The organism is Vulcaniibacterium gelatinicum, from assembly GCF_008033445.1.
Taxonomy (GTDB): Bacteria; Pseudomonadota; Gammaproteobacteria; order Xanthomonadales; family Xanthomonadaceae; genus Vulcaniibacterium_B; species Vulcaniibacterium_B gelatinicum.
The window spans coordinates 24053-37711 of record NZ_VNKO01000002.1; the positions used below are offsets into that span (position 1 = coordinate 24053).

16 protein-coding genes, 2 tRNA genes and 1 other RNA gene are annotated in these 13659 nt (G+C 73.3%); 11 read left to right on the forward strand and 8 right to left on the reverse strand.

Translation table 11 applies throughout. The features are described from left to right. Positions 1-18 precede the first annotated feature (18 nt). Positions 19-723: a Stp1/IreP family PP2C-type Ser/Thr phosphatase gene (locus tag FPV26_RS01570; protein ID WP_147651812.1), complete on the reverse strand. Its 705-nt coding sequence runs from the start codon at positions 721-723 to the stop codon at positions 19-21. Positions 724-879: 156 nt separating this feature from the next. Between FPV26_RS01570 and FPV26_RS01575 the strand changes: the two genes are divergently transcribed. Next, positions 880-970: transfer RNA gene (locus FPV26_RS01575), tRNA-Ser, on the forward strand. 114 nt (positions 971-1084) lie between these two features. On the opposite strand, the gene FPV26_RS01580 is transcribed toward FPV26_RS01575, so the two are convergent. Continuing rightward, entirely contained in the window at positions 1085-1825 is a 741-nt protein-coding gene (locus FPV26_RS01580) for a glycosyltransferase (protein WP_181952532.1), read from the reverse strand. A gap of 154 nt (positions 1826-1979) precedes the next feature. On the opposite strand from FPV26_RS01580, the gene FPV26_RS01585 reads away from it, so the two are divergent. Genes FPV26_RS01585 through FPV26_RS01610 form a run of 6 tightly spaced genes read left to right on the forward strand, consistent with a single transcriptional unit; the run spans position 1980 to position 5675 of the window. After that, positions 1980-2735 carry a 3-deoxy-D-manno-octulosonic acid kinase gene (locus FPV26_RS01585; RefSeq protein WP_147651816.1) on the forward strand — a complete coding sequence of 252 codons (756 nt, stop codon included), beginning with the start codon at positions 1980-1982 and terminating at the stop codon, positions 2733-2735. Next, positions 2735-3493, forward strand: coding sequence for an MBL fold metallo-hydrolase (locus tag FPV26_RS01590; RefSeq protein WP_147651818.1), 759 nt, complete (start codon positions 2735-2737; stop codon positions 3491-3493). Before FPV26_RS01585 ends, FPV26_RS01590 begins: the two co-directional genes overlap by 1 nt. Continuing rightward, the gene (moaA, locus tag FPV26_RS01595) at positions 3490-4509 is read left to right on the forward strand and encodes a GTP 3',8-cyclase MoaA (RefSeq protein ID WP_147651820.1); all 1020 of its coding nucleotides are present in this window, start codon (positions 3490-3492) and stop codon (positions 4507-4509) included. The genes FPV26_RS01590 and moaA overlap by 4 nt, the downstream gene beginning before the upstream one ends. Before the next feature lie 2 nt (positions 4510-4511). Then, on the forward strand, positions 4512-5000 hold the full coding sequence (gene moaC, locus FPV26_RS01600) for a cyclic pyranopterin monophosphate synthase MoaC (RefSeq protein WP_147651822.1): 489 nt from the start codon (positions 4512-4514) through the stop codon (positions 4998-5000). Then, positions 5000-5245, forward strand: a complete 246-nt coding sequence (locus tag FPV26_RS01605) for a MoaD/ThiS family protein (RefSeq protein ID WP_147651824.1) — start codon at positions 5000-5002, stop codon at positions 5243-5245. The genes moaC and FPV26_RS01605 overlap by 1 nt, the downstream gene beginning before the upstream one ends. Before the next feature lie 7 nt (positions 5246-5252). Then, a complete protein-coding gene (locus tag FPV26_RS01610; protein ID WP_147651826.1) occupies positions 5253-5675 on the forward strand; it encodes a molybdenum cofactor biosynthesis protein MoaE in 423 nt (140 codons plus the stop codon). Positions 5676-5696: 21 nt separating this feature from the next. On the opposite strand, the gene ffs is transcribed toward FPV26_RS01610, so the two are convergent. Next, positions 5697-5793, reverse strand: an RNA gene (gene ffs, locus FPV26_RS01615) — signal recognition particle sRNA small type. Positions 5794-5866: 73 nt separating this feature from the next. Continuing rightward, positions 5867-5959: transfer RNA gene (locus FPV26_RS01620), tRNA-Ser, on the reverse strand. A gap of 167 nt (positions 5960-6126) precedes the next feature. On the opposite strand from FPV26_RS01620, the gene dnaX reads away from it, so the two are divergent. The 4 genes from dnaX to FPV26_RS01640 all read left to right on the forward strand — a co-directional run bounded on the left by dnaX (position 6127) and on the right by FPV26_RS01640 (position 9244). After that, positions 6127-7845 carry a DNA polymerase III subunit gamma/tau gene (gene dnaX / locus FPV26_RS01625; protein WP_147651828.1) on the forward strand — a complete coding sequence of 573 codons (1719 nt, stop codon included), beginning with the start codon at positions 6127-6129 and terminating at the stop codon, positions 7843-7845. A 7-nt stretch (positions 7846-7852) separates the two neighbouring features. After that, entirely contained in the window at positions 7853-8179 is a 327-nt protein-coding gene (locus FPV26_RS01630) for a YbaB/EbfC family nucleoid-associated protein (protein ID WP_147651830.1), read from the forward strand. Positions 8180-8267: 88 nt separating this feature from the next. Then, entirely contained in the window at positions 8268-8861 is a 594-nt protein-coding gene (recR, locus tag FPV26_RS01635) for a recombination mediator RecR (protein ID WP_147651833.1), read from the forward strand. Between the two features lie 29 nt (positions 8862-8890). Then, complete coding sequence (locus FPV26_RS01640; RefSeq protein WP_147651835.1) at positions 8891-9244, forward strand: histidine triad nucleotide-binding protein; 354 nt, start codon at positions 8891-8893, stop codon at positions 9242-9244. 16 nt (positions 9245-9260) lie between these two features. On the opposite strand, the gene FPV26_RS01645 is transcribed toward FPV26_RS01640, so the two are convergent. The 4 genes from FPV26_RS01645 to FPV26_RS01660 are packed head-to-tail and all read right to left on the reverse strand — an operon-like array spanning position 9261 to position 13615. Beyond that, positions 9261-9746, reverse strand: a complete 486-nt coding sequence (locus tag FPV26_RS01645; RefSeq protein ID WP_147651837.1) for a Slp family lipoprotein — start codon at positions 9744-9746, stop codon at positions 9261-9263. Further along, complete coding sequence (locus FPV26_RS01650; protein WP_147651839.1) at positions 9743-11713, reverse strand: transglutaminase TgpA family protein; 1971 nt, start codon at positions 11711-11713, stop codon at positions 9743-9745. The genes FPV26_RS01645 and FPV26_RS01650 overlap by 4 nt, the downstream gene beginning before the upstream one ends. Further along, the gene (locus tag FPV26_RS01655; protein WP_147651841.1) at positions 11697-12662 is read right to left on the reverse strand and encodes a DUF58 domain-containing protein; all 966 of its coding nucleotides are present in this window, start codon (positions 12660-12662) and stop codon (positions 11697-11699) included. Before FPV26_RS01655 ends, FPV26_RS01650 begins: the two co-directional genes overlap by 17 nt. 2 nt (positions 12663-12664) lie before the next feature. After that, on the reverse strand, positions 12665-13615 hold the full coding sequence (locus FPV26_RS01660; protein ID WP_246109176.1) for an AAA family ATPase: 951 nt from the start codon (positions 13613-13615) through the stop codon (positions 12665-12667). Positions 13616-13659 lie beyond the last annotated feature (44 nt).

Consider the following 13659-nt stretch of genomic DNA (forward strand, 5'->3'; position numbering starts at 1 on the left):
AACCGGCGGCGACCGGCCTCAGTGTCGGCGCACCAGCACCACGGTGACGTTGTCGGAGCCGCCGCCGTCGAGCGCGGCCGCGACCAGGGTGTCCACGCATTCCTGCGCGCTGGAGTCCTGTTGCGCCAGGACCCGGGCGATGCTGCGGTCGTCCACTTCCTCGGTGAGCCCGTCGCTGCACAGCAGCAGCTGCATGCCGGGCTTGAGCTCGCCGGTGAGGGTCTCGACGTTGAGCTGGGCCGGGTCGGTGACGCCGAGCGCCTGGGTGACCACGTTGCGGTGCGGGTGCGAGCGGGCCTGCTCGCTGGTGATCGCGCCCTGGGCGATCAGCTCCTGCACGTAGCTGTGGTCCTGCGAGAGCTGGACCAGCTGGCCGTTGCGCCACAGGTACACCCGGCTGTCCCCCACCCAGGCGACCTCGAAGCGGTTGCCGGTGACCCGCGCGGCGACCACCGTGGTGCCCATTGGCAGCGCGTCGTTGCGGCGGCGCGAGGCGCGGATGATCTCCTCGTCGGCGATGCGGATGGCCTGCGCCAGCGGGGTGCCGTTGCGGATCTCGCGCACGATCGTCTCGCGCGCGAGCGCGCTGGCGACCTCGCCGTACTCGTGGCCGCCCATGCCGTCGGCGACCAGCCACAGGCCGAGGTCGCTGTCGCCGTAATAGGTGTCTTCGTTCAGCTCGCGCCGCAGGCCGACGTGGGTCAGGTGTCCGAACTCGATCATGCGGCGGCCGCGGGTGGCAGGTGGCTGTCGAAGGTGAAGAACGGAAGTTTCGACGGGGGTCGGCCGCCAGGCAAGGCGACGACCGGCGCGCCTTGTCTGGGGCCGGGACGACCCCGTATCATGCGCGGCTGTCCGGGGCCTCCCGGACCCGCCATCGGAGAGGTGGCAGAGTGGTCGAATGCGCCGGATTCGAAATCCGGTGTACGGTTCTACCGTACCGTGGGTTCGAATCCCACCCTCTCCGCCAGACATGCGAACGCCCCCGCAAGGGGGCGTTCGCATGTCTGGGAGAGCGGTGTGTGGACGGGCCCGATTCGGGTTCGACAAATCGGCAGGAGGCCGGTTCGGGCAGCTGCGCCCCTCAGCGCCAATGCTCGGCCACCCACGGCGTGGGCAGCACCCGCCGGTACCACTTGCCGCTGCGCCCGGCGATCGCGTCGGGGGGATTGGGCTTGCCGTGGAAGGCGATGATCTTCGCCCCTTCCGGGATCCGCGGCGGCAGGAACCAGCCCAGCAGCAGCCCGCGCACGCAATGGCGCTTGAAGCTGCGGCACCAGGCCTGCGGCCAGTAGCCGAGCTTGCCCTGGCGGGCGAGGTAGCCGGTGATGAACTCCTGTTCGTTGCGCACCTTCGCCAGCGCCTCCTGCTGGTGGTCGCGCAGGTACGCCAGCGCATCGGCGTGGCGGCCGATCTCATAGCGGTACACCGAGGTGTTGCCGGTCTCGTCGCGCTTGTCCCACTCCTTGATCACCAGGAACTCGCCCGGCAGGTCGAAGAAGCAGTCGATGCTGTCCACGATGACCACGTCGAGATCGATGAACAGGGTCGGCCCGCGCAGGTCGTAGAGCGGATCGGCGAAGCTGGTCAGCTTCAGCCAGCCGTGGGCGAAGGTCCACGGCTTGCGCGCGTCGAAATCGGGGATGCCGACCTTGGGGATGTCGAAGACCTCGATGTCGGGCTCGATGCCGGTGCGGTCGTCGGTGAGGCACACGAACCGGTGCGGACGGGTGAGGTTGCGCCGCACCATCGAGCGCAGGGTGTTGACGTATTCCGGGCCGTACTTGCTGCCCCACTTGATGCAAAGGACGTTGACGGTCTGCATGGCTGGTCCAGTCGGTGGGGCGCGGCGGCCCGGAGGGGACATGGCGCGTGCCGGCCGGGCGCCACGGGGCCGGAAGCATAGGAAGTTCGGTGCGTCGTGGCCAGCTGCCGAAGCGGTCGCGGCAATGCGCGCAGGCCGTTGCTAGACTCGGCGGATGGCCGCGTTCGACGCCAGCGAGAGCCTGACCCCGTTCCAGGAAGACGCCGCGTATGGCGCGGTCCTGTTCGACCGCACCCGCCTGCGGCATGCCGAGCCGGCCTGGTTCGATCCCGCGCACTGGGGCGGGCACGCGCGCCCGGTGGCGGCCGGCGGCCGGGGCGGGGCGTGGTTCGTGGACTCGCCGGTGTTCGGTGCGGCGGTGCTGCGGCACTACCTGCGCGGCGGGCTGGTCGCCCGCTTCAACCGCGACCGCCACCTGTGGCACGGCAGCGACCGGGTGCGCAGCTTCGCCGAGTTCCGCCTGCTGCGCGCGCTGCTCGAACGCGGGTTGCCGGTGCCGCGGCCGATCGCGGCCTGGTACCGGCGCGAGGGCGGCTGGTGGTACCGCGCCGCGATCCTGCTGGAGCGGATCGAGGGCGTGCACTCGCTCGCGCACCGCGCGGCCACGCCGGGCGACACCGCGCCCTGGGAGGAGGCCGGGCGCCTGATCGCGCGCTTCCACCGTGCCGGGCTCGACCACGCCGACCTCAACGCGCACAACCTGCTGTTCGATGAAGCCGGGCGCGGCTGGCTGATCGACTTCGACCGCAGCGTGCTGCGGATCCCGGCCACCGGCTGGCGCGAGCGCAATCTCGCCCGGCTGCGGCGTTCGCTGCTGAAACTGCGCGGCGAACGCAGCGTGGACCAGGTGGAAAGCGAGTTCGCGCGGCTGCGCGAGGCCTACGACCGGCACTGGCAACGGGGCTACTGATGGACTGGGCGCTGCGACTGCACGGCGTCGGCAATGCCTCGGCGGTGGAGCTGGGCTCGGCGATGGCCACGATCGAATGCGACGGCGCGCCATGGCTGACCGTGGACTGCGGTGCGGAAGGATTGACCGCCTTCCAGGCCAGTTACGGCGACATGCCGCAGGCGCTGTTCGTCACCCACGTCCACCTCGACCATGTGGCCGGCTTCGAGCGCCTGTTCGTGTCGGCGTACTTCGACCCCGCGCGCCGCGGCCGGGTGCGCGTGTACGTGCCGGCGCCGGTGGTGCCGCTGCTGCACCGGCGCGTGGGCGACTACCCGAACACCCTGGCCGAGGGCGGGGCGAACTTCTGGGATGCGTTCCAGCTCATCCCCGTCAGCGACCACTTCTGGCACGACGGCGTGCGCCTGGACGTGTTCCCGACCCGCCACCACTGGCCCGACACCAGCTTCGGCCTGCGCCTGCGCGGCAGCCTGGTGTGGACCGGCGACACCCGCCCGATCCCCGAGGCGCTGGCCCGCCACGCCGATGCCGGCGAGCTGGTCGCGCACGACTGCGCGCTGCAGGGCAACCCCTCGCACAGCGGCATCGAGGACCTGGAACGGGAGTATCCTCGGGAGCTGCTGGCGCGCTGCGTGCTGTACCACTACGCCAGTGCCGCCGACGGCGAGGCCCTGGCCGCGCGCGGCCACCGCGTCGCGCGGCCAGGGGAGGTGATCGCCTTGCGTCCGCCGCTGGCGCCCTGGGTCGAAACGCCGTGAATGCCACACCGCCGCCGATCCCGCCGCACGACCTGTTCGGCCGGCCGCTGCGCGACCTGCGCCTGTCGTTGATCGAGGCCTGCAACTTCCGCTGCCCGTACTGCATGCCGGCCGAGCGGGTGCCGGACGACTACGGCCTGGACGCCGCCTCGCGCCTGTCGTTGGACGAGATCGAGACCCTGGTGCGGGCCTTCGTCCGCCTCGGCGTGCGCAAGCTGCGCCTGACCGGCGGCGAGCCGCTGCTGCGCCGGCGGCTGCCGGAGCTGGTGGCGCGGCTGGCGGCGATCCCGGAGCTCGAGGACCTGGCCCTGACCACCAACGGCGCGCTGCTCGCGCCCCAGGCACGGGCGCTGCGCGAGGCGGGGCTGCGGCGGATCACGGTCAGCCTGGATGCGCTCGATCCGGGCCTGTTCCGGGCGCTGTCGGGCGGCCGCGGCGAGGTCGAGGCCGTGCTCGCCGGCATCGCCGCCGCGCACGCGGCCGGCTTCGCCCCGGTCAAGCTCAACTGCGTGATGCAACGCGGGGTGAACGAGGACGCGCTGTTCCCGCTGCTCGAATACGCGCGCCGGCACGGCCACGTGCTGCGCTTCATCGAGTTCATGGACGTGGGCACCTGCAACGGCTGGCGCCGCGAACGGGTGGTGCCCTCGCGCGAGCTGCGCGACCGGATCCACGCCCGCTGGCCGCTGCGCCCGCTGCAGCCGCACTACCGCGGCGAGGTGGCCACGCGCTACGCCTTCGCCGACGGCAAGGGCGAGGTCGGCTTCGTCAGTTCGGTCAGCGAACCGTTCTGCGGCGACTGCCACCGCGCGCGCGTGTCCGCCGACGGCCGCCTCTACACCTGCCTGTTCGCCGCCACCGGGCACGACCTGCGCCCGGCGCTGGCCGAAGGCGAGGCGGCGCTGGCCCGGCACGTGGCCACGCTGTGGTCGCAACGCGCCGACCGCTACAGCGAGCTGCGCGGCACGCCGGTGGCCCCGCGCCGGCACGTCGAGATGTTCCTGGTCGGAGGCTGAGCATGGCCCGCGTCCGCTCCCGCCTGACCCACCTCGACCCCGCCGGCCGGCCGGCGATGGTGGACGTCTCCGACAAGGCCGTGAGCGTGCGCGAGGCGCGGGCCGAATGCCGGGTGCGTTTCCCGGCTGCGGTCGCCGACGCGCTGCGCGCCAGCGGCCTGCGCAGCGCCAAGGGCGGGATCGTGGACACCGCGGTGATCGCCGGCACCATGGCGGTCAAGCGCACCCACGAGCTGATCCCGTTCTGCCATCCGCTGCCGGTGGACGGCTGCCGGATCGCGATCGACTGGCACGACGCGCGCAGCCTGCGGATCGAATGCGCGGTGAAGACCACCCACCGCACCGGCGTGGAGATGGAGGCGCTGACCGGCGCCACCATCGCCGCGCTGACCGTGTACGACATGTGCAAGGCGCTGTCGCACGCGATCGTGGTCGGCCCGGCGAGGCTGCTCGGCAAGCGCGGCGGCCGGCGCGATTTCGGGAGCACCTGATGGGCGTGCGTGTCACCGTGCTGTACTTCGCCAGCCTGCGCGATGCCGCCGGCCAGGACGCCGAGACCTTCGTCACCGAGGCCCCGGACCTGCGCGCGCTGTACCTGGAGTTGCGCGCGCGCCACGGCTTCCCGCTGCCGGTCGAGCGGGTGCGGGTGGCGGTGGACGGCGAATTCGCGCACTGGCTGGACGCGCCGCGCGAAGGCGCCGAGATCGCATTCCTGCCCCCGGTCAGCGGCGGATGAACATCGCATGAGGAAACGGTTCACGCTCGCGCCGACCCCGTTCGACACCGCGACCCTGCGCGCGGAGCTGCTGGACGCGCGGGTGGGCGCCTATGCCAGCTTCGAAGGCTGGGTGCGCGACCACAACGAGGGCCGCAGCGTGCGCGGCCTGCGCTACGAGGCCTACGCGCGCCTGGCCGAGGCCGAGGGCGAACGGATCATGGAGGAGGCGCTGGCGCGCTTCGACATCCTCGACGCGCGCTGCGTGCACCGGGTCGGCGACCTGGCCCGGGGCGAACTCGCGGTGTGGGTGGGGGTGACCGCGGCGCACCGGAAGGCCGCGTTCGCCGCCTGCCGCTGGATCATCGACGAGGTCAAGGCGCGGGTACCGATCTGGAAGCACGAGCGCTACGCCGACGGCGAGGCCGGCTGGCTGCATCCCGGACCCTGAACCGGGGCCGGAATGGCGATGACCCCGCCGGCTTGCCTCGGCGCCCGCATCGGCCGATACCGTTGCTGCCTTCCGGCCCTGGCGGGGTTTTCGACCTAGCGTCGCGAGGGGCCGACGGGGCCACCATGGAACTGCGCAGCGGCTGCGCGCACGCCGCGGGGCGGACGGCAGCGGACAACGGCAGCGGGGAGTGGCGGAGAGGGCGGGATTCGAACCCGCGAAGCGGGGTTTAGCCGCTTACACACTTTCCAGGCGTGCTCCTTCGACCGCTCGGACACCTCTCCGGAACCTGGCCCGGGCGCGCTGCGCGAGCGTGTCCGGGAGCTGGCCAGTCTACCGGCCGGGGCAGGGCCGGACAAGCGCGCGTCCGCCGGCGCCGGGTCGGCGCGCGCGGCGTGGCACACTAGCGTTCCGCGTCTGCGTCGTCGGCACCGCCGGAGCCTCTTCCCGCATGTCCTACCTGGTCCTTGCCCGCAAGTGGCGCCCGAAGCGTTTCGCCGAGCTGGTGGGGCAGGAGCACGTGGTGCGCGCGCTGACCAACGCGCTGCAGTCCGGCCGCGTCCACCACGCGTTCCTGTTCACCGGCACCCGCGGCGTGGGCAAGACCACCATCGCCCGCATCTTCGCCAAGAGCCTGAACTGCGAGCGCGGCACCTCCGCCGACCCGTGCGGCGAGTGCGAGACCTGCCTGGCGATCGACGCCGGCCGCTACATCGACCTGCTCGAGATCGACGCGGCCTCGAACACCGGCGTGGACAACGTCCGCGAGCTGATCGAGAACGCGCAGTACATGCCCTCGCGCGGGCGCTACAAGGTGTACCTCATCGACGAGGTGCACATGCTGTCGAAGGCGGCGTTCAACGCGCTGCTGAAGACGCTCGAGGAGCCGCCGGAGCACGTCAAGTTCCTGTTCGCGACCACCGACCCGGAGAAGCTGCTGGTGACGGTGCTGTCGCGCTGCCTGCAGTTCAACCTCAAGCGCCTGGACGAGGCGCAGATCGCCGGGCAGCTGCGCAAGATCCTGGCGGCGGAAGGGATCGAGGCCGAGGAGGGCGCGATCGCGCAGCTGGCGCGGGCCGCCGACGGCAGCCTGCGCGACGGCCTGTCGCTGCTCGACCAGGCCATCGCCTACACCGGCGGCCGGCTCGGGGACGCGGCGGTGGCGGCGATGCTCGGCACCGTGGACCGGGCCCGGGTCGGCGCGCTGCTCGACGCGCTCGCCGACGGCGACGGCGAGCGCATGCTGGCGACGGTGGCCACGCTGGCCGAGTTCGCGCCCGACTGGGGCGGCGTGCTCGACGCGCTGGCCGAGGCGCTGCACCGGGTGCAGGTGCGGCAGCTGGTGCCGGGCGCGGCGGTCGAGGATGCGCGCGTGGACACCTCCGGGCTGGCGCAGCGGCTGCGGCCGGAACTGGTGCAGCTGTGGTACCAGATGGCGCTGCACGGCCGCCGCGACCTGCCGCTGGCGCCGAGCCCGCGTGCGGGCCTGGAGATGACGTTGCTGCGGATGCTGGCGTTCCGGCCGGCGGAGGAGGGCGCGGCCGCGGCCGGTACCGGCGCCGGCACGGTGGCGCGGGGCGGGGCGGCCGGCGCACGCGCCGCGCTCGCGGCCGATCCGGTGCGCGGTGTCGCCCCGGCGTCTCCGGCGCCTGCCGGAACGGCGCGGCCGGTCGAATCCGCCCCGCCTGCCCGCGCCGAGACAGCCGCGCCCGTGACCGCGCGGCCGCCCGAGCCCGCACCTGCCGCCGTGGCCGACGCCGACACCGCGCCGTCCGCCGTGATGCTCGATGCCGAGGCCTGGGTCGGCCTGGCCGCGCGCCTGCCGCTGCGCGGCCCGGCACGCGCGCTCGCCGAGCACGCCGGCTTCGTGGCCTGGGACGGCCGCCTGCTGCGGCTGAGCCTGTCGCCCGCCGACGAGCACCTGCAGTCGCCGTCGCTGGCCAGGCAACTGGCCACGGCACTCGCCGCGGAGCTGGGCACCACGCCGCAGATCCGCTTCGAGACCGGCGCGGGCAGCGGCGAAACCCTGCACGAACGCACCGCGCGCGAGCGTGACGCGCGCCAGGAAGCGGCCGAACGCGCGTTCCTGTCCGACCCCGGCGTCCAGCAGCTGATGTCGCGCCACGGCGCGACCCTCGTCCCGGATTCGATCCGACCTTTCGAAGAGTGACCCCCCTATGCGCGGAAACATCGCCCAACTCATGCAGCAGGCGCAGCGGATGCAGGAAACCCTGCAGCGCGCGCAGGAAGAGATCGCCAGGCTCGAGGTCACCGGCAGCGCCGGCGGCGGCATGGTCAGCGTGACCCTCACCGGGCGCAAGGAATGCCGCAAGGTGCGGATAGACCCGAGCGTGCTGTCCGACCCGGAGATGCTCGAGGACCTGATCGCCGCGGCGTACAACGACGCCTCGAACAAGGTGGACGCCGAGGCGCAGGCGAAGATGGCCGGCGCCACCGCGGGCATGCCGCTGCCGCCGGGCATGAAGCTCCCGGGCATGTTCTGATGCGGACGCTGCGGCGGCCTGGCGCCGCATCCGCGCCGTCGCCGCAGCGTGCGCACGCGTCCCTGTGCGCGACAGCCGGGATCGAGGCATGTCTTCCCTGCTCGAACAACTGATCGAAGCCCTGCGCGTGCTGCCCGGCGTCGGCCCGAAGTCGGCGCAGCGCATGGCCTACCACCTGCTCGAGCGCGACCGCGCCGGCGGGCAGCGGCTGGCTGCGGCGCTGGCCGCCGCGGTCGAGCGGATCGGCCAGTGCGCGCGCTGCCGCGACTTCAGCGAGGAGCCGGTGTGCGCCACCTGCGCCAGCCCGGCGCGCGATGCGCACCTGCTGTGCATCGTCGAGTCGCCCGCCGACCGGCTCGCGATCGAGCAGGCCACCGGCTACCGCGGCTGCTACTTCGTGCTGCACGGCCGGCTCAGCCCGCTCGACGGCATCGGCCCGAGCGAACTGGGCCTGGACCTGCTCGCCGCGCGCCTGGCCGAGGGCGAGGTGCAGGAGGCGATCATCGCCACCAACCCCACCGTCGAGGGCGAAGCCACCGCGCACTACCTGGCCCAGCTCGCGCGCCGGCACGGCGTGCGTCCGAGCCGCCCCGCCCATGGCGTGCCGCTGGGCGGCGAACTCGAATACGTGGACCGCGGCACCCTGGCGCACGCCTTCGGCAGCCGCAGCGAGATGGGCTGAGCCCCCGAACCCCCATGGAGGACCCCGCGATGAGCAACGACACGATCTTCCACCGGATCATGCGCCGCGAGATCCCGGCCGACATCGTGTACGAGGACGAGCACCTGATCGCGTTCCGCGACATCGCGCCGCAGGCGCCGGTGCACGTGCTGTTCGTGCCCAAGACCGACATCCCCACGCTCGACGACCTGCAGCCGGCGCAGGCGGAGGTCGTCGGCCGGCTGCTGCTGGCCGCGGCGGACTACGCCAGGCGCGAGGGCTTCGCCGGGGACGGCTACCGGGTGGTGATCAACTGCAACGCGAACGCCGGGCAGACGGTGTTCCAGCTGCACCTGCACCTGCTGGCCGGAGCCCCACTGGGGCGGTTCGGCACGCCGCGCTGAGGCCGGCGCGCGCGCCTCACCACCAGCCCCACCACGGCCACGGCACCGGCCGCTCGATCACGTCCACACGCTCGCGCACCGGCCACAGGTACACCACGTCCGCGGCCACCCGCGGGAAGCGGTAGTCGTACTCGCCGATGCGGCGGTTCTCGTAGCCCTCGATGCGGCCGGTGAAGGTCACTTCGCGGTCGGGCTTGAACAGGGCCGGGTCGTAGAAGCCGGCGCGGCAGGCGATGAACCGGCCGCCGACCTCGTCGGTGGCCCAGTACGGCCGCCCGTAGGCGTCGAGCCGGGTGGAGATCATCTCGAAGCAGGTGCGGTCGGCCAGCGGCTCGGTGCGCACGATGCGCCCGCCCCAGCGCACCACCGCGCCGGTGCGGTCGCCGGCGGCGGCCTCCTGCGGGGTGATCTGGGCGAAGCTGCCCTGCAGCGGCGTGGGCGTGGTGGCGCAGGCCGCGAGCAGCGCGGCGACCAGAACGGGAACGGCCAGACGCGGTGTCATGACGGGGACTCCTGGCGGGAGACGGGGCGGTGGGTGCGCAGGGCGCGGATCAGCGCCCGCAACTCTCGTCCATCGCCACCGCCGGGAGCGTAGCGCTGGCGGACGAAACGCTGGCTGAGCGCCGCCAGCGCCTGGTCCTGCGGCCGGGCGCGCAGCACCCGCGCGACCCAGGTGCCGGCCGGCTCGTGCGGCAGGCGGCCCAGGCCGAGCCGGGCGTAACGCGCACCCAGCCGGTGCCAGGCGCGCAGCAGCGGGTCGCGCTCGCCGCGCTCGCGCGCAACCAGCCAGAACGCGACCAGCAGGGCCAGCGCTGCGGCCACGGCGAAGGCCAGCACCAGCCGCGGCGGGGTCATCTCGTCCACGCCGAGCGGCCGGAACATCAGCCGCTGCCGGCGGGCATCGAAGCCGAGCACGAAATCGTTCCAGGCGCGGCGCAACCAGTCGCCGGCGTCCAGCACCGGGGCAAGATCGTCGAGCACCCCGCCGGCCGCTGCGGCGCGGTCGGCGAGGGTGTCGAACACCCGCTCGGGCGCGACCGCGGCGGTCGGATCCACCCGCACCCAGCCGCGTTGCGGCAGCCACACCTCGGCCCAGGCGTGCGCGTCGGAACGGCGCAGCAGCCAATAGTCGCCGAGCCGGTTGTAGTAGCCGCCGGCATACCCGGTCACCACCCGCGCCGGGATCCCCGCGCCGCGCATGAGCACCACGAACGCGCCGCTGAAGTGTTCGCAGTAGCCGGCCTTGTAGCCGAACAGGAATTCGTCCACCGCGTGCCGGCCGGGCAGGGGCACGTCGAGGGTGTAGGCGAATTCGGCGCGGATCCACTCCAGCGCGCGGCGCACGACCATGGCGTCGTCGGCGCCGGCTTCGGCGCGCCACTGCCGCGCGAGCGCGAGCGTGCGCGGGTTGAAGCCCTCGGGTAGTTCGAGCGCGGCGCGGCGCAGGGTGTGCGGCAGTTGCGGTTCGACCGCCGCCGGCGGCGCCGAGCGGATCCGCCAGCGGGTGAGCGAGATCAGCGGGCGCCTGGTGTACAGGCCGAAATCCAGGCTCATGCGGGCGCCGTCGGGTGCAGCCAGCGGCAGGTCGAGGGCGACCAGCTGGTGCCGGTCGGTCGGTTCGAGTTCGAGTTCGTACTCCCAGCCGGGGCCGGCGGTACGCAACTCCGGCGCGGGAACGCCCTGCAGCCAGCGCGGCTGGATCCAGCTGCGGCCGTCGTAGTGCCACAGCACCGGTCCGCGCCAGTACATCTCGCGCTGCGATGGGGTCGCGCCGAAGAAGCGCACGCGCGCGGCGGGAGTGTCGTCGGTGAGGATGTCGAGCCATTGACCCGGCGACATCGTGTCCGACAGCCCCGGGCGCGCCTGCGCGCGTTCCGGCACGCCCCACAGCGGCGAGGCCATGCGCGGGAACAGCCAGAACGCCGCCAATGCCAATGGCAGGCCGACGGCGATCATCCGCCAGACCCGGCCGAAACGCCGCAGCGGCGGCGTCCGTCGTGGCGGCTGGCCCGATTCCAGTTCGGCCAGGCGCTGCAGCGCGGCGAGCGCGACCGTGACTGCGACGATGCCGAGCGTGAGCGACAGCGGCCCCTGGTCGAGCAGGAAGGTGGCGAACGGCGCGAACAGGGCGAAACCGACCAGGCTGCGCGCATCGCGCAAACTGGCGGTCTCCGCCGGCTTGATCGCGAGCATCGCGGCGAGCAGGGCGCAGGCGGTGTCGCGCCCCATCGCAAAGCGCATCTGCGCCAGCACCGCGCCGAGCAGGGCCAGCGCGAGCAGGAGGCGCAACGGCCCGGCCAGCGGCCGCTTGCGTGCGAGCGCGGCGACCGCGAGTGCGGTCAGTCCGATCCCGAAGGCGATCGGCGGCGGCAGCTGCAGCAGCAAGGGCAGCAGCGAGACGCCGCCGGCAGCGAGGGCCCAGTGCCGGCTCGGCGGGTCGAGTGCGATCGGCTCAGCCCGGTGTGCCATCGTGCACCTCGGGCAGCAGGGCCAGCGCGCGCAGGCAGGCGTGACGATGCGCCAGACCCTGATCGGGACCGATGGGGGGGTGCTTCGGCAGCAACAGGCGATACCGGCGGCCGTCGCGCTCGGCTTCGTCCACCCAGCGCGCCAGGCGCCGGATCCGGTCCTCGTAGGCCAGCCCGCCCAGCGTGTGCCAGTCGAGCACCACGTCGGCGCCGAGCGGTTGCTCGTATTCGCGCACCAGCAGCTGGTCGCGCTTGGCCGATGGCTTCCACGCCACGGCGCGGCGCGGGTCGCCGCGGCGGTAGGCGCGCAGATGGTGGACGTCGTCGCCGGTGGGATGCAGCCGGCGTTGGGCGGTTTCGCCGCGCCCCTCGGGCAGCGGCGGCCCGGCAGCCTCGGGGGCCGGATACACCAGCAGCGCCTGCGCCGGCCACACGTAGCCCCAGGCGTGCGCCAGGCCGAGCGGTTGCGTGGTCGAAACCTGCAGCCGCGGCAGCCGCAGCCAGCCGCGGCACTCGGTCGGCACCGCGAACGTGGCCACGCCGCGTCCGTCCTCCAGCGAGAGCGGCGCTTCTGCCTGCGCCAGCCGCACCCGCAACCCGCGCCGTTCGCGGCCATCGTCCGCGCGCGCGTGCAGGCGCACCTGCATCGGCCTGCCGGCCGCCACCGGTTCGGCGTCGAGGGCATGGAACTCCAGGCCGCTGAGCTGCAGGTGCGCGGCGAACAGGCTGCTCAACGCCGCGCCCGCCAGCAGCAGTGCGAGCAGCAGCGCCGGGTTGTTGTTGTAGTTCAGCGCGCCGAGCGTCATCGTGCCCAGCAGCAGCAGGAAGAACAGGCCGAAGCGGGTGGGCAGCACATAGATGCGGCGCCGGTCCAGACGCACCGGGAACGTTTCCCGTGCGCGCGGCCGCGCCCAGCCCTCGAAGCGCGCGGCCAGCGCCTGCCCGCGCATGTTCAGTCCACCGGCACCGCGTGCAGGATCGCCTTGGCCAGCGCCTCGCCGCTGCCGGCATCGGCGTCGGCGACCAGCCGGTGCGAGGCGACGGGCACGAACAGGGCCTGCACGTCTTCGGGCAGCACGTGCTCGCGGCCGAGCAGCAGGGCGTGGCTGCGCGCGGCGTGCAGCAGGGCCAGCCCCGCGCGCGGCGACAGGCCCACGCGTACGCCGGGATGGCGGCGGCTGCGCGCGAGCAGTGCCTGCACGTAGGTCACCAGCGCCTCGCTCGCATGCACCTGGGATGCGGCCTTGCGCAGCGCGAGCACGTCGCCGCGCTCGAGCACCGGCGTGGTCTGCGCGATCAGCAGGCGCCGGTCCTCGCCGGCCAGCAGTTCGCGCTCGGCCTGCTCGTCCGGATAGCCGAGGGTGAGCCGGAGCAGGAAGCGGTCGAGCTGCGAGTCCGGCAGCGGGTAGGTGCCGGCGAGGTCCACCGGGTTCTGGGTGGCGATCACGTAGAACGGGTTGGGCAGCGCGTGGGTGGTGCCGTCCACCGTCACCTGCTGCTCGGCCATCGCCTCCAGCAGCGCGCTCTGGGTGCGCGGCGGCGCGCGGTTGATCTCGTCGGCGAGCAGGACGTGGGTGAAGATCGGGCCGGGATGGAACGCGAACTGCCGGGTCTGCGCGTCGTACACCGACACGCCGAGGATGTCCGCCGGCAGCAGGTCGGAGGTGAACTGCACGCGCTGGAAGCCCAGGCCCAGGGTGGCCGCGATCGCGTGCGCGAGCGTGGTCTTGCCCAGGCCGGGCAGGTCCTCGATCAGCAGGTGGCCGCCGGACAGCAGCGCGACGAAGGCCAGGCGCACCTCGTGCGACTTGCCGAGCACGAGCGTGTTGACCTGGGCGAGGGCATCGCGGAGCGAGGCGCGCAGGGCATCGGGTAGCATCTTCGCTGCGGGGACTGCGGACATGGCGCGCGCCTTCGGGAACCCGGTCGAGCGAGTGTAGCGAGGAC